This is a genomic window from Micromonospora sp. L32 (genome assembly GCF_052068055.1).
Lineage (GTDB): Bacteria > Actinomycetota > Actinomycetes > Mycobacteriales > Micromonosporaceae > Micromonospora > Micromonospora purpureochromogenes.
On sequence record NZ_JBQHDD010000011.1, the window covers coordinates 138968 to 158537 of the forward strand.

A 19570-nucleotide genomic window follows, 5' to 3' on the forward strand; every position below is an offset into this window, starting at 1 on the left:
GGGGGTCAGCGCGGCGGCAGGGCCGCCGCGAGCCGGCGGACCCGCTCCGGGTGGGTGAGCACGTCCACGTTGTCGACGTACTGGTCGACGGCGCCGATCGGCGGACGCCCGCGCAGCGCCGGGTCACCGATCGCGGCGCGCAACGCGGCGGCGAACCGGCCGGCGTCCAGCACCAGGAACGGCCGGCCGTGGAAGGGCCGCACCCGGGGGTCGACCGGCGCGGCGAGGCCCGTGCCGTTCGTCCAGTCCGCGAGGGTCTCCAGGGCCCGGCCGAGCCCGGCCTCCCGCGCCGTCCAGCCGCCCGACCCTAGGGCGTCGGTCAACGCGGCCACCACCGGCGGCGCCTGCGGCAGCCGGGCGAAGACGGTGCCGAGCCACTTGTCGTACGGGGGCCAGCGGCGGTGCAGCAGCAGCCCGAGGCGCATCAGGTCGCGGGCCAACCCGGCGGTGACCACCCGGCTGCCCAGCTCGTCGCCGACCTCGGCGCACCGCCCGGCCAGGTGCTCGCACTGGCCGATCCGGGTCCAGGCGGCGCTCAGAATGTAGCGCCACACGTCGTCCGGGTACCAGGCCAGCCGGTCCCGGGCAGCGCGCAGCGCCCCGCCGAGCCCGTCATGGAAGACCGCCCCGCCGGTCAGCTCGGCCAGTCGCTGGGTCGGCAGCGACAGCCAGTCCTCCTTGGTGACCCCGGCGGTCGGGTCGAGACCGAGCCGGCCGCGTAGCCAGCCGCCGAGTTCGTCCACGCCGACCCCGTGTCGGTCACCGGCCGCGTCCACCACCCCGAGGCGGGTGCCGGGGCCACCGGCGAACCGGGTTGGCCAGCCCAGGAACTGCGCCGGCAGGCCGACGTCCAGAGCGGCGCGGACCGGCGCGACGTCTGCGGCGTCGGCGACGAAGAGCTGGGCCCGCGGACCCCAGTCGTGGTCGGTGGAGCGGGGCGTGTCCAGCCCGAGCAGTTCCGAGCCGCCGTCGAGCAGGCCGGCGGCATAGGCCAACCCGGGACAGCGCCGCGCCAGCAGCGGCGCGAGGACTTCGTCGTGGAATCTGCGGCAGAGCGTCAGGCCGGGTACGAACGCCATGCCGGCAGTCTGCCGGTGCGGGCGCGGGCCGCCACCGGAATACCAGCCCGCCTGCCGGTCACCGCCGATAACCTGGACCGGAGGTGACCGACGGGAAGGTGGGGACGGTGACGCAGGAGCGCGCAGCGGGACGGCGTCGCCGGATGTTCGCGGCCGCCATCCTCGCCGTGCTCGGGCTGGCGCTGCTGGCGCTCGGCCTCACCGTCGCCGACGGCGTCCTCGCCGGCGTCGAGGTGGTGCTGGCGATCGTGCTGCTGCTGGCCAGCTACGCCCTGCAGTACGTGGCCCGTCGCAAGACGCTCTACCGCCACGACGAGCGGTGAGCCGCGGCGGGACGGCGCGGGCCCGGACCGGAGCCGACCAGGCCGGCGCGGCACGCCACGTTCCCATCCCGTCGTAGGGCTGTGACAGGCTGTCGGGCGTGGCACAGCGACCCCCGATCCTGCTGATCGACGCGCCGAGTCTCTACTTCCGGGCCTACTTCGGCATTCCCGAGTCGGTCGCGAAGACCGAGGACGGCCAGCCGGTCAACGCCGTCCGCGGCTTCCTCGACATGCTCGCCCAACTGGTGCGCACCCGCCGCCCCGACCGGATGGTCTGCGCGCTGGACCACGACTGGCGGCCGGCCTGGCGGGTGGAGCTGCTGCCGTCGTACAAGGCGCACCGGGTGGCGCCCCAGGGCGGCGAGGTGGTGCCGGACACCCTCTCGCCGCAGGTGCCGATGATCCTGGATGTGCTGGAGGCGATCGGCATCACCGCGGTCGGCGCGACCGGCTACGAGGCCGACGACGTGCTGGGCACGCTGTCGGTGACCCAGGACGCGCCGGTGGAGGTGGTCTCCGGCGACCGCGACCTGTTCCAGCTCGTCGACGACGGGCGCGGGGTGCGGCTGCTCTACATCGGGCGGGGCGTGGCCAAGCTGGAGGACTGCGACGACGCGGCGGTCCGCGGCCGCTACGGGGTGCCCGCCGACCGGTACGCCGACTTCGCCGCGCTGCGCGGCGACCCGAGCGACGGGCTGCCCGGCGTGCCCGGGGTGGGTGAGAAGACGGCCGCCCGGCTGATCGACCGGTACGGCAGTCTCGCCGGCATCCTCGCCGCGCTGGACGAGCCCGGTTCCGGCTTCGCGCCGGGGCTGCGCACCAAGCTGGACGCGGCCCGGGGCTACCTGGCCGTCGCGCCGAAGGTGGTGGAGGTGGCGCGGGACGTACCGCTGCCGGCGCTGCCCACCGCGTTGCCGACGGCGCCCGCGCAGCCGGAGCGGCTGCTGGAGCTGGCGCAGCGGTGGAACCTGGCCGGCTCCTGCCGGCGACTGGTCGACGCCCTCGCCGACCGGCCCTGACCACCGGCCCGGGCGGCCGGCGGGGCGGGCCGGGACGGGCAACGACCGCCGCGGGTCTCAGGTGGAGAAGTGGTACGCCAGCACGCCCCGGTTGACCGCGGCGATCGCCTGCCGCGCGGTGGACCGCAGGTCGGCCGAGGCGCCACCGGAGTCGGCGAGCTGACCGAGCAGGTCGACGACCTGCCGGGACCAGCGCACGAAGTCGCCGGCTGGCATCTCCCCGTCGATCTCGTGCCCACTGGCCAGCACCTTGGCCAGGGCCTCACCCCGGGCCCAGCGGTAGATCGGCCAGGCGAAGCCGAGGTCCGGCTCGCGGGTGACGGTGAGACCTCGGCCGGCCTCGTCGGCCTCGATCTCCCCCCACAGCTTGAGCGTCTCGTCGACCGCGTCGGCGACCGGACCGCGGGGCAGTCCGGCCCGCTCGTCGACGTCGCGGCGGGCCTCGAAGACCACCACCGAGACGGCGGCGGCCAGCTCGGCCGGGGAGAGCCCGTCCCAGACGCCCCGGCGCAGGCACTCGGCGACCAGCAGGTCGGCCTCGGTCCAGATCCGGCCGAGCATCCGGCCGGCGTCGGTGACCCCGCCGTCGGCGGAGAGGTAGCCCCGGGCGGTGAGCAGCGCGACGATCCGGTCGAACGTCCGGGCCAGCGAGCCGGTCCGGCCGGCCACCCGCTGGCGCAGCTCCTCGGTGTCCTTCTCCAGCCGGCGGCTCCGCTCCGCCCAGCGGGCGTGCTCCTCCCGGTCCGGGCAGCCGTGGCAGGGATGGTTACGCAGCTCGGTGCGGAGCTGGCTGAGCCGGTGGTCCTCGCCGGCGGCCTGCCGGGACCGGCCGCCGCGGCGACCGCCGTGCCGGTCCAGGCCGGTGCCGCTGACCTCGGCGGCGAGGTCACGCCGGGCGGCCGGGGAGCGGTGGTTGAAGTGCTTGGGCACCCGGATGCGGGCGAGCACCTCCGCCGGGGTGGTGAAGTCGCCGGGGCTGACCCGGCCGGCCCAGCGGTCCTGGGTGAGCACCAGCGGGCGCGGCTCGCCGAAGCCGCCGGTGGCCGGGTCGAGGACGACGGCGAGCCCGGCCCGCCGGCCCGCCGGCACCCGGATCACGTCGCCGACCCGCAGCCGCTCCAGGGAGGCGACCGCCGCCGCCTTGCGCTGGGTCTGCCCCTGCCGGGCGATGGCCCGCTCGCGGTCGGCGATCGCCACCCGCAGCGCGAAGTACTCGTCGAAGTCACCGTGGTGGCAGGCGGCCTCCACGCCGTACGCCTCGATGGTCTCGGTGTTGCGCTGCACCTGCCGGGCCAGGCCGACCACCGACCGGTCCGCCTGGAACTGCGCGAACGACGACTCCAGCAGCGCCCGGGCGGGCTCCGCGCCCACCGTGCCGACCAGGTTGACCGCCATGTTGTACGACGGCCGGAAGCTGGAGCGCAGCGGATAGGTCCGGGTGGAGGCGAGCCCGGCGACGTGCCGCGGGTCGGTCTCCGGGGACCACACCACGACGGCGTGCCCCTCGACGTCGATGCCGCGCCGGCCGGCCCGGCCGGTGAGCTGCGTGTACTCCCCCGGCGTCAGGTCGACGTGCGCCTCGCCGTTGAACTTGACCAGCCGTTCCAGCACCACGCAGCGGGCCGGCATGTTGATGCCCAGCGCGAGGGTCTCGGTGGCGAAGACCGCCTTGACCAGGCCGCGGACGAACAGCTCCTCGACGACCTCCTTGAACACCGGCAGCATGCCGGCGTGGTGCGCGGCCAGGCCGCGCTCCAGCCCGTCGAGCCACTCCCAGTAGCCCAGCACCGTCAGGTCCTCGCCGGGGATGGCGGTGACCCGGGACTCGACCACCCGGCGGATCTCGGCGCGCTCCTCGGGCGAGGTGAGGCGCAGCCCGGCGGCGAGGCACTGCTGCACGGCGGCGGCGCAGCCGGCCCGGCTGAAGATGAACAGGATCGCCGGGAGCAGCCCCTCGCGGTCGAGCCGGTCGACGATGTCCGGACGCATCGGACCGCGCCAGCGGGGACCGCGCCGCCCGGCGCCGGGGCCGGCGCTGCGCCCCTCGCCCAGCTCCAGGCGGCGCACCGTGTCGCGGGTGTAGCGCAGCAGCTCCGGGTGCACGTCGTGCTTGCGGGCCGCGTCCGCGTCGTGGAACAGGTCGAACATCCGCTTGCCGACCAGCATGTGCTGCCACAGCGGCACCGGCCGGTGCTCGCTGACCACCACCGCGGTCTCGCCGCGCACGGTGACCAGCCAGTCGGCGAACTCCTCGGCGTTGGAGACGGTGGCCGACAGCGAGACCAGGGTGACCGAGGCGGGCAGGTGGATGATCACCTCTTCCCAGACCCCGCCGCGGAACCGGTCGGCGAGGTAGTGCACCTCGTCCATCACCACGTAGGCCAGGCCTTCCAGGGTGGCCGAGCCGGCGTAGAGCATGTTGCGCAGCACCTCGGTGGTCATCACCACCACGGGGGCGTCGCCGTTGATCGCGTTGTCGCCGGTGAGCAGGCCGACCTGCTCGGCGCCGTACCGGTCGACGAGGTCGTGGTACTTCTGATTGGACAGCGCCTTGATCGGCGTGGTGTAGAAGCACTTGCGCCGGGCGGGCGGCGGCTCGCCGCCGTCGGCCGCCGCCGGCCGCGCGGGCGTCCCCCGCAGGGCCAGGTGTACGGCGAACTCGCCGACCACGGTCTTGCCGGCGCCGGTGGGAGCGCAGACGAGGACGCCGCTTCCCCGTTCCAGGGCCTGGCACGCCTCGCGCTGGAAGTCGTCGAGATCGAACCCCAGATCGAGGGCGAACTCGTCCAGCGCCGGGAACTGAGAGGCCTGCGCGGCCCGGCGGCGCGCCGCGGCGTACCGCTCGGCGGGGCTCGACATGTCCTCAAGATTAGTGCGTACTCCGCACGGCTACCCGCCAAGGCCGTTCGCCGGGGTGATCGGTGGGGGTCGGTAGGGTGCACGACGTGCCGGATCATGCCCAACCGCCCCATGTCCCGAGCGGCGCCGACGACGCCGTCCGCCCGGGTCCGCCCCGCCGCGCCGTGGAGGCGGTCCTGTTCGACTTCCACGGCACCCTGGCCCAGGTGGAGGAGCCCCACGAGTGGGTACTCCAGGCGGCTGCCGCCTGCGGGGTGACGCTGGAGCGGATGCGGGCCACCGCGCTGGCCGACCGGCTGCTCACCGCGGGTCGGGCGGGCGGACCGCTGCCGGCGCGGGTGCCGCCGCGGCTGGCCGAGCTCTGGGCCGACCGGGACCTCTACCCGTACGCGCACCGGGGGGCCTACACCGGGCTGGCCGAGACGGTGGACGCCGGCATCGAGGGCTTCGCCGAGGCGCTCTACGAGCGGCTGCTGGTCCCGGAGGGCTGGGTGCCCTATCCGGGCGTCGAGGCCACCCTGGGCGCTCTGCACAAGGCGGGAGTGAAGGTGGCGGTGGTGAGCAACATCGGCTTCGACATCCGGCCGCTCTTCGCCGCCTGGGGCCTCGACGGGCTGGTCGACGCGTACGCCCTGTCGTACGAGGTGGGGCGCTGCAAGCCGGACCCGGGGATCTTCCTGCGCGCCTGCGGGATGCTGGGCGTGGACCCGGAGCGGACGCTGATGGTGGGCGACACCCCGGCCGACGCCGGCGCGGTCAACGCCGGCTGTGCCGTCCTGGTGCTGCCCTGCGCCGATCCGGGCCGGGAGAACGGCCTCGGTGCCGTGCTCGACCTGGCGCTGCGCGACTGACCTGCGGCGATACATCAGCGCTAACAGGATCTTGATAATCGCGTTAGGACCGGCCGCTAACACCGAGGGGTTATCGTCGCTATCGTGACCGAGACGCCGGCCCGGGACCGGATCGTGCGGGCCGCCGCCGCGCTGCTCGCCGAGGGCGGCCGGGAGGCGGTCTCCACCCGCGCGGTGAGCCGCGCCGCCGGCGTGCAGGCCCCGACCATCTACCGCCAGTTCGGCGACCTGCGCGGCCTGCTCGACGCCGCCGCCAGCTACGGCTTCGCCGCGCACCTGCACGCGCAGGCCGCCCGCGAGCCCGCCGACGACCCGGTGGACGACCTGCGCCGGGGCTGGGACATGCACGTCGGGTTCGGCGTCGCCAACCCGGCATTTCACACCCTGATGTACGGCGACCCGCGCCCCGGCGCGCGCCCCACCGCCGCCCGGGTGGCCGCCGACATCTTCCGCCAGCTCGTCGTGCGGGTGGCCGAGGCGGGGCGGCTGCGCGTCGACGTGGACCGGGCGGCCGAGATGGTCCACGCGGCCAGCTGCGGCGTCACCCTCACCCTGATCCAGGGCGGCGACCCGGGCCTGTCGGTCGCCACCCGCGAGGCGGTCGTCACCGCGATCTGCGCCGACAGCCCCGCCGCCCGCGCCGTCCGCCCACCCGACCGGCCGGTCCGCCACGCCGTCGCCCTGCGCGCGGCGCTGCCGCGGCTGGCCGGCGACCTCACCCCGGCCGAGCGGGCGCTGCTCGCGGAGTGGCTGGACCGACTCGCCGGCGCCGACCGGCAAGCGTGACCCACTCCGCTGGTGTGTGGGCCTGCACCTGGCGGGCCACCGGCTGCGGGCCGGCCCGGTGGGCGCACTAGCGTCGCGGGAATGGACTCCCACGCCCGCCCGTCGACGCCCGCCCGCATCCTGCGCCGCTGGGGAACCGGCCAGGTGGGGGCGGTCGGGCTGGTGCTCGGCGGCGCGCTGTCGGTGCACTTCGGCTCGGCGGTCGCCGCGCTGCTCTTCCCCCGGGCCGGGGTGGCCGGCACGGTCACGCTGCGGCTGGCCATCGGCGCGCTGCTCATGCTGCTGGTGTGCCGGCCCCGGCTGCGGGGCTACAGCCGGGGCGACTGGGCGTCGGTGGTCCTGTTCGGGCTCGCCCTGGCCGGCATGAACTCGGTGTTCTACCAGGCCATCGAGCGGATCCCGCTGGGGCCGGCGGTGACCCTGGAGGTGCTCGGGCCGCTCACCCTGTCGGTGCTGACCGCCCACCGGTGGACCGCGTGGTGCTGGGCCGGTCTGGCGCTGGCCGGGGTGGCGCTGCTCGGCCAGGGCGGGTTCGACCGGCTGAACCCGGTCGGCGCCGGCCTGGCACTGGGCGCGGGGGCGCTCTGGGCGGCGTACATCGTCTGCTCGGCCCGGGTCGGCGGCCGGTTCCCCCGGGCCGACGGGCTGGCCCTGGCCATGACGGTGGCGGCCCTGCTCACGCTGCCGTTCGGGCTGGCCGACGCCGGGACGCGGCTGTGGCACCCGGCCGTGCTGGCGCTCGGCGCCGGGCTGGCGCTGCTCGCCTCGGTACTGCCCTACACCCTCGAACTGCTGGCGCTGCGCCGGCTGGCCACCTCGACCTTCGCGGTGCTGATGAGCCTCGGCCCGGCGCTCGCCGCGCTCGCCGGCTGGCTGGTCCTCGGGCAGGACCTGCACCTGACGGAGGTGCTGGCCATCGCCCTGGTGGTCGCCGCCAGCATCGGAGCCGTGCGGGCCGGCACGCCGCGCACCGCCGACCGACCGGCGCACCCCGACGCCGCACCGGCCGGCCCGGTGGACACCGGCACCGACGAACAGCTCAGCGCAGCAACCGCAGCGCCCCCGGTACGGCGGTGATCCGCACCGGCAGGTCGAGGGAGCGTTCCCCGTCGGCGTACGTGGTGATGCCCTCGGCGGCCAGCTCCACCGTCCGGGCCCGGTAGCTGCGCACCAGCGGGTGCGTCACATGGGTGCCCTGGTAGATGCGCGGCTTGACCCGCATCAGGGTGCGCCGGTCGAACCGCCCGCCGACCACCACGTCCAGCAGCCCATCGGTGGGATCGGCGTCCGGGCAGATCCGCATCCCGCCGCCGTAGCTGGCGCCGTTGCCGACCGCCACCAGTACCGCGTCCAGCTCGTGCACCTCGCCGTCCAGCCGCAGCGTGTAGCGGCGCGGGCGCAGCCGGGCCAGCTCGATCAGGATCGCCAGGTCGTAGCGGCGGGGACCGCGCGGCCAGCGCATCCGGTTGGCCCGCTCGTTGACGATCGCGTCGAAGCCCGCCGCGAGCACCGCCCCGTACCAGCGGTCGCCGCCGTCCGCCCCGGTCATCCGGGCCAGGTCGACCGGCCGGGTACGCCCCTCGCGCAGCGCGGCGGCGATCACCTCGACGGCGCCCAGCGGGTCGGCCGGGAAGCCGCTGTCGGCCGCGAAGTCGTTGCCGGTGCCGGCCGGGACCGGGCCGAACGGCACCGCCGTACCGGCGACCGCCTGCACCGCCCGGTGGACCGTGCCGTCGCCACCGACAGCGATCAGCGCGCCCGCGCCGTCGGCGACCGCGGCGTGGCACGCCGCCTCCGCCTCGGCCGGGGTACCCGCGGTCAGGAGCTCGACCGGGCGGCCGGCGGTGGCCAGTTGCTCCAGCAGTGCGGGCAGCAGGCCGCGGTGCCGGCCCCGGCCCGCGGTGGGGTTGGCGAGCACGGCCACGGGGCCGGTCGAGGAGTGATCGTCTGCGGTCACGGCGAGCACCGTACGGTACGGCGGACGCCGCCCACCAGGGGCGGCGTCGTCACCGGCGGTAGTGGCGGTCAGAAGGTGATGCGGACCTTCAGCGCGGTGCGCTCGTCCATCGCCCGGTAGCCGTCGGGCACCCCGTCGAGGGTGACGGTCCGGTCGAAGACCGGCGACGGGTCGATGGTGCCGTCGAGCACGTCGGCGAGCAGCTCCGGGAGGTAGGTGCGGGCCGGGGCGACCCCGCCGCCGAGGGCGACGTTGCGGCCGAACAGCTGGCGGATGTCCACGCCGGCGCTGCCCCCGTGCGGCACCCCGACGTAGCCGACCGCGCCACCGTCGCGGGCGATCGAGATCGCCGTACGCATGGACTCCTCGGTGCCGACGGCCTCCAGCACGGCGTGCGCGCCCTGACCCTTGGTCAGCTCCCGGACGGCGGCGACCGCGGCGTCGCCGCGCTCGGCGACCACGTCGGTGGCGCCGAAGGCCCGGGCGATGTCGGTGCGGGCGGTGTGCCGGCCCAGCGCGATGATCTGCTCGGCGCCGAGCCGCCGGGCGGCCAGCACGCCGCAGAGCCCCACCGCGCCGTCGCCGACCACGGCGACGGTGGCGCCGGGACGGACCCGGGCGGCGAGCGCCGCGTGGTGGCCGGTGGACATCACGTCCGAGAGCGCCAGCAGCGCGGCGAGCAGCCGCTCGTCGCCGGCGGCCTCGGCGGGGAGCCGCACCAGGGTGCCGTCGGCGTACGGGACGCGGACGGCTTCGCCCTGCCCGCCGTCGGAGCCGGGCTCGCCCCAGAACCCGCCGTGCGGGCAGGAGGTGTGCAGGCCCTCGCGGCAGAAGTCGCAGACGCCGTCGGACCAGACGAACGGGGCCACCACCAGGTCGCCGGTGCGCACCGAGGTCACCTCGGCGCCGGTGGCCTCCACCACGCCCAGGAACTCGTGGCCGATGCGCTGCCCGGGCTGCCGGCTGGCCACGCCCCGGTACGCCCACAGGTCACTGCCACAGATACACGCGGTGACGACCCGGACGACGGCGTCGGTGGGTTGGCGCACGGCGGCGTCGGGCACCTCCTCGACGCGGATGTCGTTCGGGCCGTGGATCACGGTGGCGCGCATGTGACCGTCCTTCGCGGGATCGACAGTGCTCGGCGGTCCGTGGACCGCCCCGCTCAGGCGGGCGGTCGACGGGCCCGGACGACGGTAGACCGGCGCCGGGTGCCCACCGCACGCGGCGTGACCAGGGTGGCGGGGCTCACCCCGCACGGTCCGGCCGTTTCGGCACGGACGCGATGCGCCCCGGCGGGGCGGAAAAGGGCGGGCGCCGCCGGAGCGGGTCCCGATACGCTGCCGCCCACCCGCCGACGGCCGGCGGACGCCACGGGGAGGAACGCCAGTGCCGAGCTTCGACCTGCGGGCCGTCGACCTGCGCGCGGTCAACTCGATGACCAAGTACCCGTCGATCCCGACCTACCACGCGCTCGAGCCGCGCGACGGGGGCCTGCGCGAGGAGACCGTCGAGTTCACCGGCCCGGTGACCCTGACCGAGAAGGTGGACGGCACGAACAGCCGGATCATCCTCACCCCGGACGGGCGGTACCTGATCGGCAGCCGCGAGGAGCTGCTGCACGCTCACGGTGACCTGATCGCCAACCCGGCGCTGGGCATCGTCGAGGCGCTGCGCGGGCTGGCCGGGCGGCTGCGCGCGACCGACGCCGACCGGTTCACCGTCTGCTACCTGGAGGTGTACGGCGGGAAGGTGACCGGCGCGTCGAAGCACTACACCGGCAGCCGCCGGGTCGGTTACCGGCTCTTCGACATCGCCGAGTTCGACGGGTACGCCGACCTGCTGGACCGGTCACCGGAGCAGCTCGCCGCCTGGCGCGACGGCGGCGGCCAGCGCTGGCTCGACGAGCGGGAACTCCTCGCGCGGGCGCAGGCGTACGGCGTGGACACCGTTCCCCGGCTGGCGACGGTGGACGCCGCCGAGCTGCCTCGTGACGTGGACAAGACGTACGCGTTCCTGACCGACCACCTGCCGCACACGCTGGTGGCGCTGGACGGCGTACCCGGCCGGTCGGAGGGGCTGGTGCTGCGCGGCGCGGACCGGTCGGTGATCGCCAAGGCCCGCTTCCAGGACTACGAGCGGGCCCGGCGGCGGCGCTCCGGCGGCCGCTGAACCCGCCATGGCGGTGGCCCGCTCCCCCGGGCCACCGCCGGGCCCCGGCACCGAGCGCGGCCTCCCGCCTCGGTGATCAAGAAGTTGGCGTCGGAATCAGCCCCGGACCTGACGCAAACCTCTTGATCAGCGAGGCGGGAGGGCGGTTGCACCGAGGGAGTGACGCATGGTGACTGTCTGATTGCTGATCGCGCTCTTTGAGGGTGGCTCCTAACGTGACCGCGGGAGCGCGCGGCGACCCGAGAGGCCGGGAGGCACGATCACCATGAACCCGACCAGGCAGGTCTCGGGCGGCGGGACGGAGGAGGACCTCGTCCGGCTGGCGATCCGGGCGGTGGCCCCCGAGGAGGAGCCGCTGCTGGTGTTCCTGCAACCGGCGTACCGGCGTCGCCCCGACCGCTGGCGCGACGACCCGCGCGACTTGGTGCGGGTCGGCGGCGGTGAGGCCGGGGGCGGCGGGTTCCACGAGACCGTCGAGCCGCTGCTGCCGTACGTCATGGTGCTGACCGGCGTCGCGCTCACCGCGCTGCGCGACGCGGCGCAGGGCCACGCCACCGAGGCGGTGCGCGGCGGCCTGCGCCGGCTCGGCCGGCGGTGGCGGGCCCGCCGCTCGGGTGCCGAGGCGCCGACGCTGCCGGCGGTGCGGCTGCGGCCCGGGCAGGTGCTGCGCATCGAGGAGGCGGTCACCGCCGCCGCCCGCGACCCGCGCTGGGCGCTCACCGAGGACCAGGTGGCACTGCTGCGCGCCGCGGTGCGGGACGCGTTCGTGGCGCGGTTCGGAGTGGACGGCGGGAACGCCGACGGTGAGTGAGGCGACGGCGCACCGCGCCGGCCACGCCGCGGTGACCCCGCCGCTGCCCTCGCCGGCCCTGGGCCGCTTCGTCGCCGTGGTGACCGCGGTCGTCGGGACGAGCATGTTCGGCTGGCAGACGGTGCTCATCGACGCGGCGCTCACCCGGGAACGGGCCGAGTGCGTCAGCGGGCTGCGCCGGTTTCCGCCGCCGATCGACGTGCGGGCCGGCACGGTCAACGAGGAGTCGGCCGCGGCGGTGCAACGGTGCCTCGGCACCCTGCACGCCGACGTGGTGCGTCAGATGCTCGTCGGGCTGGCGGTGCTGGCGGCCGTGACGGCGGCGATCTACCTGGCCGCGCCGTGGTGCGAACGCCGGTTGCGTGACCTGCGCCGGCTGGACCGGATGCCGGGCACCGAGGCGTTGCGGGCGGACCTGGCCGCCCTGGTCCGCGAGGCGGGGTTGCGTCGGCCGCCGACGTTCGTGGTGTCGAGGTCGGCACGGGTCAGCGGCAACACCTTCGGCACGTTCGGCGTCCGGTACGTCCGGCTCGACCTGGGGCTCGTGCACGCCCACCGGACGGCGCCCGGCGTGTTCCGGGCGGTCGTGCTGCACGAACTCGCTCACCTGCGCAACGCGGACGTGGACCTGACCCGGCTGACGATCGCGTTGGCGTGGGCCTTCCCGCTGGGCGTGCTCGCTCCCGTCGCGGTCAACTACGCCGGCGCCGTACCGGCCGCGCACCTGCTCGGCGACGCCTGGCGGTTGGCGGTGTTCGCGCTGGTGGTGCAGGTGTCGGCCTGGTCGGTGCTGCGGGCCCGGGAGTTCGCCGCTGACGCCCGACTGAGCAAGGTGGACGCGGCGACCGCCCGGGCGATGCTCGCGGCCGACCGCACCCGCGCCGGACGCTGGTCCCGCCTCGCCGCGGTGTTCCGGTTCCAGCCGCTGGCCGGGGCCCGCGCCGACGAGCTGGCCCGGCCGGCGCGCCGGGTCGCCGCCCGCCCGGTCGAGGCGCTGGGCGCCGGGCTGGCGGCCGGGATCGCCGCACCGCCGCTGCTGGACCTGATGTCGCAACTGCCGCGCACCCTGGGCGGCCCCGATCCGCTCACCGGCGGCGCGTTCCTCGTCGGCCTGCTGCTCGGCGCGCCGCTGGCCCTGGTCACCACCGGCGCCCTGTGGCGGTCGGCCTGGTGGGCGCGGCACGGCGGCGGCACGGCGTCCCGGGGTGGCCTGTTCGGCGCGGCGCTCGCCGTCGGGCTGCTCGTCGGCCGCCGGCTGGCCTGGTCGACCGGGTACGCCAGCGACCGGCCGGCCTGGTGGGTCGAGCTGGCCTGGGCCGTGCTCGGGATCGCCGGTGGCGTCCTGCTCGGCCGCTGGGTCGCCCTCGGCGCTCGCGCGCACCTGCGCCGGGTCGCCGCGGACGACGCGACCCGCACCCGCCTGGCGTGGGCCGGCGCCGCCGTGGCCACGACCGTGCTGACCGCCGCCTTCGTGGCGTCGTTCCTGGTCCTGGACGCGTGGTCGGCGGACTCCGAGATGAGCATGCCGCGGGTGCTCGCGGCGCGGGAGGGCCACACCGACCAGGTCACCGCGCTCACCCTGCTGGACACCCTCGGCTGGTACGTCCGCGTGCTGGCCGACCAGGCGCCGTACCTGCTCGCGCTGCCGCTCGCCGCCGCGCTGTACCCGGTCCTGGCGAACCGGCACGCCACCCGGCGGGCGATCCGGCTCGGCCTGGTGGCGGGGGTCGTCGGCGCGGCGGCGCTGCCGCTGGTGGTGGCCGGCGTCGCGGTCGCGGTCCGGGACCCGGGCCTCGGGCCGGCGGCGCTGCGGGGGCTGGTCGACGGTCACACGCTGCTGCCGGTGACGCTGGTGGAGATGACCGTGGCGGTCGCGGCCGTGGCCGGCCGGCGGCTGTCGGTCTGGCACGCCCTGCTCGCCGCCGGCACGGCGGGGCTGCTGCTGGCGCCGGTGCTGGTGGCCGTGACGGCGGCGCTGCCCTGCCTCGGCACCGGCGCCGACCTCGGCTGTGTCCGACCTCCCGAGCAGGTTCTCGTCGTCCGGGCGGTCAGTCACGCCCTCCTCGTCGCACCGGTCTTCGCGACGCTCGCCGCGGCGCTCGGCGCCGCGGTGACGGCGGCACTCGCCGTGGCGGCACGCGCCCGGCACCGGCGCTGGCTGCTGGCCGGTGCCGCCGTCGTGGTGCTGCTCGGCGCGTCCGGGGCGGTCGCCGGCGTGCAGCGAGGGTCGGGGCGTGCGGCGGTGACCGGACAGGACGGCTGCCTGGTCGGGGTGTGGCGGCTCACCGCCGGCCGCTACCACGTCAAGGTCGCCGCCGACTCGCCGCTGGGCACGCTGGCCGGGCTGCGACAGGACGCGAGCGTGGATCTCGCCAGCGGCCCGGAGACCGGCTTCGCCAGCGCGTACCGGGTGGATGGCACCGCGACGGACCTGTTCGACCTGACCGTGGCCGAGGGCTCCCTCAACGGGCACACCGTGCGCAACGTCCGGCGGGGCACGCAGACGTACCGGTGGAGCGCCGGGGCCGGGCGGTACCGGCAGCGTAACGGGGTGACCGCGGGCGACGTGAACCTGCTGCGGGTCGACGGCCGGGAGCTGGACATCAGCTCGGTGATGGCGGACTCGGAGGGCTCGTACCGCTGCGCCGGTGACCGGCTGGTGATCCGGCTCGCGGCCGACGACGGGTCGTGGGGCGAGGAGACCTTCGTCCGCAGCCGCGCCTGACGGGCCGAGACATCGCGACATTTACATTTAACAAAGTTAACTGATAACCTCCGGCGCATCGACGAGGAGGTATGTCATGCGACTCCGACCCGCACTCACCGCCCTGGCCGCCGGCGTGGCGTTGGCCACGGCCGCCGCCGCCCTGCCGACCACGCAGGGGCTCGCCGCGGCGATCACCGACGTCGCGGCCGTCGCCTGCACCGCGCCCGCCTGGGCCGAGGGCACCACGTATCCGGCGGGCAGCCAGGTCAGCTACGCGGGCCGGCGCTACGAGGCCCTGGTGACCCACACGCCACCGCCGGGCGCCGGCTGGAACCCGGCCGCCACGCCGGCGCTGTGGCGGGACCTCGGGGCCTGTGACGGCGGCGGCACGCCGACGCCGTCGCCCACCCGCACCTCGTCGCCCACACCGACGCCGACGCCGACCGCAACGCCGACCGCCACCCCGCCGCCCGGCACGACGACCTGCGCGGTCAAGCCCCGGCCGGCGGGCAAGGTGCTGCAGGGCTACTGGGAGAACTGGGACGGCGCCGCCAACGGCGTCCACCCGCCGCTGGGCTGGATCCCGATCACCGACCCGCGGATCATCGGACACGGCTACAACGTGGTCAATGCCGCCTTCCCGGTCATCCGCGCCGACGGCACGGTGCTCTGGGAGGACGGCATGGACACCACCGTCAAGGTGCCCACCCCGGCCGAGATGTGCCAGGCGAAGGCGGCCGGCCTAACCATCCTGCTGTCGATCGGCGGCGCCACCGCCGGCATCGACCTCAGCTCGGCGGCGGTCGCCGACCGGTTCGTCGCCACGGTGGTGCCGATCCTCAAGAAGCACAACTTCGACGGCATCGACATCGACATCGAGACCGGTCTCACCGGCAGCGGCGACATCAACCGGCTCTCCCCCTCCCAGGCGAACCTGATCCGGATCATCGACGGGGTGCTGGCCCAGATGCCGGCCGGCTTCGGCCTCACCATGGCCCCGGAGACGGCGTACGTCACCGGCGGCAGCGTCACCTACGGCTCCATCTGGGGCGCGTACCTGCCGATCGTGAAGCGGTACGCCGACAACGGCCGGCTCTGGTGGCTGAACATGCAGTACTACAACGGCAGCATGTACGGCTGCTCCGGCGACTCCTACCCGGCGGGCACCGTGCAGGGCTTCACCGCGCAGACCGACTGCCTCCACACCGGACTGGTCGTCCAGGGCACCACCATCCGCGTCCCGTACGACAAGCAGGTCCCCGGCCTGCCGGCGCAGCCCGGCGCCGGCGGCGGACACCTGCCGCCGGCGTCGGTGGCGCAGGCGTGGAACACCTACCGCGGCGGCCTGAAGGGGCTGATGACCTGGTCGCTGAACTGGGACGGCGCGAAGGGCTGGACCTTCGGCGACAACGTCCGCTCCCTGCAGGGCCGCTGAGATCGGCTCCCCCGGCCCCGCTCCCCGCTCACCGGGGCGCGGGGCCGGCGCGCGCCCGCACCCGGCGGTCGGGCAGCCGGACCCCCCGCGCCGGACACTTCGACGCATCGACATGTTGCGAGGATGTCGCGGACGCCTCTAGGCTGCCATGGGAGCGCTCCCGGGCCTCGTCCGGGCATCGAGGCGACACCGGGCACCGCCTGCGACCCGTGGGTGATGTGTGGGCACCACATCCATCCGGTCCACGGCCGGCCCGAGCACCACCTCGCACCCGACCCCCCGCACAGATTGAGACGGTCCCATGCAGAAGATCCCCCGCCCGACGCGGCGGCACCTGCTCGCCGCCGGTGCCGCGGCCGCCCTGACCATCGGCGCGTCGGCGTTCCTGCCGGTCGCCAACGCGATGGCGGCACCCGGCTGCGCCGTCACCTACACCACCAGCTCCTGGACCGGCGGGTTCACCGCCAACATCACGATCAAGAACCTCGGGGACGCGGTCAACGGCTGGACCCTCGGCTTCAGCTTCCCGGACGCCGGGCAGCGGGTGGGACAGGGCTGGTCGGCGACGTACCAGCAGAGCGGCCAGTCCGTCACCGCGCAGAGCCTGAGCTGGAACGGCTCCCTGGCCAGCGGCGCGTCCACCACCATCGGCTTCAACGGCAGCTGGGCCGGCAGCAACCCGGCGCCCACGTCGTTCACCCTCAACGGCACGGTCTGCACCGGCGCGACGACCCCCACCACCCCGCCGCCGACCACCCCGCCCCCGACCACGCCGCCGCCCACCACGCCCCCGCCCACGACGCCGCCGCCCGCCGGCCAGACGCCGGTGGCGATCAACGGTCAGCTCCGGGTCTGCGGGGTGAACCTGTGCAACCAGTACGGCCGGCCGATCCAGCTACGCGGCATGAGCACCCACGGCCTGCAGTGGTTCGCCCGGTGCTACAACGACGCGTCCCTCGACGCGCTCGCCACCGACTGGCGCGCCGACCTGCTGCGGATCTCGATGTACGTGCAGGAGGGCGGCTACGAGACCAGCCCCAGCGGCTTCACCGACCGGGTCAACACGCTGGTCGACGAGGCGGGTGAGCGGGGCCTGTACGCGCTGATCGACTTCCACACGCTGACCCCCGGCGACCCGATGTACAACCTGGACCGGGCCAAGACCTTCTTCGCCGCCGTCTCGGCTCGCAACGCCAACCGCAACAACGTCGTCTACGAGATCGCCAACGAGCCCAACGGGGTCAGCTGGCAGACCATCAAGAACTATGCCGAACAGGTCATCCCGGTGATCCGGGCCAACGACCCGGACGCGATCGTCGTCGTCGGCACCCGGGGCTGGTCCTCGCTGGGCGTGTCGGAGGGCGGCAACTCCACCGAGGTGATCAACAACCCGGTGAACGCCAGCAACGTCATGTACGCGTTCCACTTCTACGCCGCGTCGCACAAGGACAACTACCGGGCCGAGGTCGAGCGGGCCGCCACCCGGCTGCCGCTGTTCGTCACCGAGTTCGGCACGGTCACCTACACCGGCGGCGGTGCCGTCGACGCGGGCAGCAGCACCGCCTGGCTGGACCTGCTGGACCGGCTGAAGATCAGCTACGCCAACTGGACCTACTCCGACGCCGACGAGGGCAGCGCCGCCTTCAAGCCGGGCACCTGCTACGGCGGCACGTACGCCGGCACCGGCGTGCTCACCGAGTCCGGCGTCTTCATGCGCAACCGGATCCGTACCCCGGACAACTTCCCCACCAGCTGACCCGAGCGACACCGCACGGCGCCCGTCCCGGTCGGGGCGGGCGCCGCCCGTTCCCGCCCGGCGGCGGGCCGGCCGGCCGGTCGCGGGGCGGGCCGCCCCGCGACCGGCGTGGCCCTCAGGCGACGGCCGCCGCGGCGGCCCGCCCGGCCGTGCGCCCGGAGAAGAGGCAGCCACCGAGGAAGGTGCCCTCCAGGGCGTTGTAGCCGTGCATGCCGCCGCCACCGAACCCGGCGACCTCGCCGGCGGCGTACACCCCGCCGAGCGGCTCGCCGTCGGGGCGCAGCACCCGGCCGGAGAGGTCGGTGTGCAGCCCGCCGAGGGTCTTGCGGGTCAGCACGTGCAGCTGGACGGCGATCAGCGGGCCCGCCGCCGGGTCGAGCAGGCGGTGCGGCGTGGCGACCCGGATCAGCCGGTCGCCCCGGTACCGGCGGGCGCCCCGGACGGCGTGCAGCTGGGCGTCCTTGCCGAACGGGTGCGCGATGTCGCGGTCGCGCGCCTCGACCAGCCGGCGCAGCGGCGTGACGTCCAGCTGCGGGCCGCCCGTCTCGGCGGCCAACGCGTTCATCCCGTCGACCAGCTCCTCCAGGGTGTCGGCGACCACGAAGTCCGCGCCGTGGCGCTTGAACGCCTCGACCGGGCCGGGCGCGCCGGGACGGACCCGTTGCAGGACCTGCCGGACGCTGCGGTTGGTCAGGTCCGGGTTCTGCTCGGAGCCCGACAGCGCGAACTCCTTCTCGATGATCTTCTGAGTGAGCAGGAACCAGCTGTAGTCGTGGCCCGTGCCGCGCAGGTGCCGCAGGGTGGCGAGGGTGTCGAAGCCGGGGAACAGCGGCGCGGGCAGGCGCCGGCCGGTCGCGTCGAGCCACAGCGACGACGGGCCGGGCAGGATCCGGATGCCGTGGTCCGGCCAGACCGGGTCCCAGTTGCGCAGCCCCTCGGTGTAGTGCCACATCCGGTCCGGGTTGATCACCTGCCCGCCGGCGGCCTCGGTGATGGCCAGCATCCGGCCGTCGACGTGGGCGGGCACCCCGGCGACCATCCGGGTCGGCGGCGTGCCGAGCCGCGCCGGCCAGGCCCGCCGGACGAGGTCGTGGTTGCCGCCGATGCCGCCCGAGGTGATGATCACGGCCTGCGCGCCGTACGTGAAGTCACCGACGGCCACCCGGGAGGTGCTGCGGCCGCGCGGGGCGTCGTCGGGTTCGAGGACCGTCCCGCGTACCCCGGTGACCACGCCGCCGGTGGTGACCAGTTCGTCGACCCGGTGCCGGAACAGCAGTCGCACCCGGCCTTCGTCGACGGCCTTCTGGACCCGCCGGGCGAACGGCTCGACCAGCCCCGGGCCGGTGCCCCAGGTGACGTGGAACCGGGGTACGGAGTTGCCGTGGCCGTCGGCCGCTCCCCCGCCCCGCTCGGCCCAGCTGGCCACCGGGAAGAGCCGGTGGCCCATCCCCCGCAGCCAGGCCCGCTTCTCCCCGGCCGCGAAGTGCACGTACGCCTCGGCCCAGCGGCGCGGCCAGTGGTCCTCGGGCCGGTCGAAGGCCGCGCTGCCCGTCCAGTCCTGCCAGGCCAGCTCGACCGAGTCGCGGACGCCCATCCGCCGCTGCTCGGGCGAGTCCACCAGGAAGAGGCCGCCGAACGACCAGAACGCCTGCCCGCCGAGGTTCTGCGCGGGCTCCTGGTCGAGCAGCAGCACCCGCCGACCCGCGTCGGCGGCCTCGGCGGCGGCGACCAGCCCGGCCAGCCCGGCGCCGATCACGATGACATCCGTATCCATGCCACCGACGTTACGTACGGGGTTGCCAAGGTGGTGGCGGT

The 19570-nt window shown here is 75.4% G+C and carries 15 protein-coding genes; 10 read left to right on the top strand and 5 right to left on the bottom strand.

The window, feature by feature from the left end:
- Nucleotides 1-5: 5 nt before the first annotated feature.
- Complete coding sequence (locus tag ACTMTB_RS26350) at nucleotides 6-1079, bottom strand: DUF4037 domain-containing protein (protein ID WP_441148892.1); 1074 nt, start codon at nucleotides 1077-1079, stop codon at nucleotides 6-8.
- A 107-nt stretch (nucleotides 1080-1186) separates the two neighbouring features.
- Between ACTMTB_RS26350 and ACTMTB_RS26355 the strand changes: the two genes are divergently transcribed.
- Nucleotides 1187-1402, top strand: coding sequence for a hypothetical protein (locus ACTMTB_RS26355; protein WP_441148893.1), 216 nt, complete (start codon nucleotides 1187-1189; stop codon nucleotides 1400-1402).
- Between the two features lie 98 nt (nucleotides 1403-1500).
- Nucleotides 1501-2421, top strand: a complete 921-nt coding sequence (locus tag ACTMTB_RS26360; RefSeq protein ID WP_441148894.1) for a 5'-3' exonuclease — start codon at nucleotides 1501-1503, stop codon at nucleotides 2419-2421.
- A 57-nt stretch (nucleotides 2422-2478) separates the two neighbouring features.
- Here ACTMTB_RS26360 and ACTMTB_RS26365 read toward each other — a convergent pair whose 3' ends face one another.
- Nucleotides 2479-5280: a DEAD/DEAH box helicase gene (locus tag ACTMTB_RS26365; protein WP_441148895.1), complete on the bottom strand. Its 2802-nt coding sequence runs from the start codon at nucleotides 5278-5280 to the stop codon at nucleotides 2479-2481.
- 164 nt (nucleotides 5281-5444) lie between these two features.
- Between ACTMTB_RS26365 and ACTMTB_RS26370 the strand changes: the two genes are divergently transcribed.
- The 3 genes from ACTMTB_RS26370 to ACTMTB_RS26380 all read left to right on the top strand — a co-directional run bounded on the left by ACTMTB_RS26370 (nucleotide 5445) and on the right by ACTMTB_RS26380 (nucleotide 7994).
- Nucleotides 5445-6131 (top strand): HAD family hydrolase, encoded by a 687-nt coding sequence (locus tag ACTMTB_RS26370; RefSeq protein WP_441148987.1) that lies wholly within the window; start codon nucleotides 5445-5447, stop codon nucleotides 6129-6131.
- Nucleotides 6132-6215: 84 nt separating this feature from the next.
- Nucleotides 6216-6917: a TetR/AcrR family transcriptional regulator gene (locus tag ACTMTB_RS26375; RefSeq protein WP_441148896.1), complete on the top strand. Its 702-nt coding sequence runs from the start codon at nucleotides 6216-6218 to the stop codon at nucleotides 6915-6917.
- Nucleotides 6918-6998: 81 nt separating this feature from the next.
- Complete coding sequence (locus ACTMTB_RS26380; protein ID WP_441148897.1) at nucleotides 6999-7994, top strand: EamA family transporter; 996 nt, start codon at nucleotides 6999-7001, stop codon at nucleotides 7992-7994.
- Here ACTMTB_RS26380 and ACTMTB_RS26385 read toward each other — a convergent pair.
- Together ACTMTB_RS26385 and ACTMTB_RS26390 are read right to left on the bottom strand one after the other, a co-directional pair.
- Nucleotides 7957-8883: a diacylglycerol kinase family protein gene (locus ACTMTB_RS26385; protein ID WP_441148898.1), complete on the bottom strand. Its 927-nt coding sequence runs from the start codon at nucleotides 8881-8883 to the stop codon at nucleotides 7957-7959. The genes ACTMTB_RS26380 and ACTMTB_RS26385 overlap by 38 nt on opposite strands.
- 59 nt (nucleotides 8884-8942) lie before the next feature.
- A complete protein-coding gene (locus tag ACTMTB_RS26390; protein ID WP_441148899.1) occupies nucleotides 8943-9986 on the bottom strand; it encodes a zinc-dependent alcohol dehydrogenase family protein in 1044 nt (347 codons plus the stop codon).
- Between the two features lie 277 nt (nucleotides 9987-10263).
- Here ACTMTB_RS26390 and ACTMTB_RS26395 point away from each other — a divergent pair, with 277 nt between their 5' ends.
- The 5 genes from ACTMTB_RS26395 (at nucleotide 10264) to ACTMTB_RS26415 (ending at nucleotide 17755) form a co-directional block, all read left to right on the top strand.
- Entirely contained in the window at nucleotides 10264-11046 is a 783-nt protein-coding gene (locus ACTMTB_RS26395; RefSeq protein WP_441148900.1) for an RNA ligase family protein, read from the top strand.
- 265 nt (nucleotides 11047-11311) lie between these two features.
- The gene (locus tag ACTMTB_RS26400; RefSeq protein WP_441148901.1) at nucleotides 11312-11857 is read left to right on the top strand and encodes a hypothetical protein; all 546 of its coding nucleotides are present in this window, start codon (nucleotides 11312-11314) and stop codon (nucleotides 11855-11857) included.
- A complete protein-coding gene (locus ACTMTB_RS26405) occupies nucleotides 11850-14582 on the top strand; it encodes a hypothetical protein (RefSeq protein WP_441148902.1) in 2733 nt (910 codons plus the stop codon). The genes ACTMTB_RS26400 and ACTMTB_RS26405 overlap by 8 nt, the downstream gene beginning before the upstream one ends.
- A 76-nt stretch (nucleotides 14583-14658) precedes the next feature.
- Nucleotides 14659-15999, top strand: a complete 1341-nt coding sequence (locus tag ACTMTB_RS26410) for a carbohydrate-binding protein (protein ID WP_441148903.1) — start codon at nucleotides 14659-14661, stop codon at nucleotides 15997-15999.
- 301 nt (nucleotides 16000-16300) lie between these two features.
- Nucleotides 16301-17755: a cellulase family glycosylhydrolase gene (locus ACTMTB_RS26415; protein WP_441148904.1), complete on the top strand. Its 1455-nt coding sequence runs from the start codon at nucleotides 16301-16303 to the stop codon at nucleotides 17753-17755.
- 115 nt (nucleotides 17756-17870) lie between these two features.
- Here ACTMTB_RS26415 and ACTMTB_RS26420 read toward each other — a convergent pair whose 3' ends face one another.
- A complete protein-coding gene (locus ACTMTB_RS26420) occupies nucleotides 17871-19529 on the bottom strand; it encodes an FAD-binding dehydrogenase (protein ID WP_441148905.1) in 1659 nt (552 codons plus the stop codon).
- Between the last annotated feature and the right edge of the window lie 41 nt (nucleotides 19530-19570).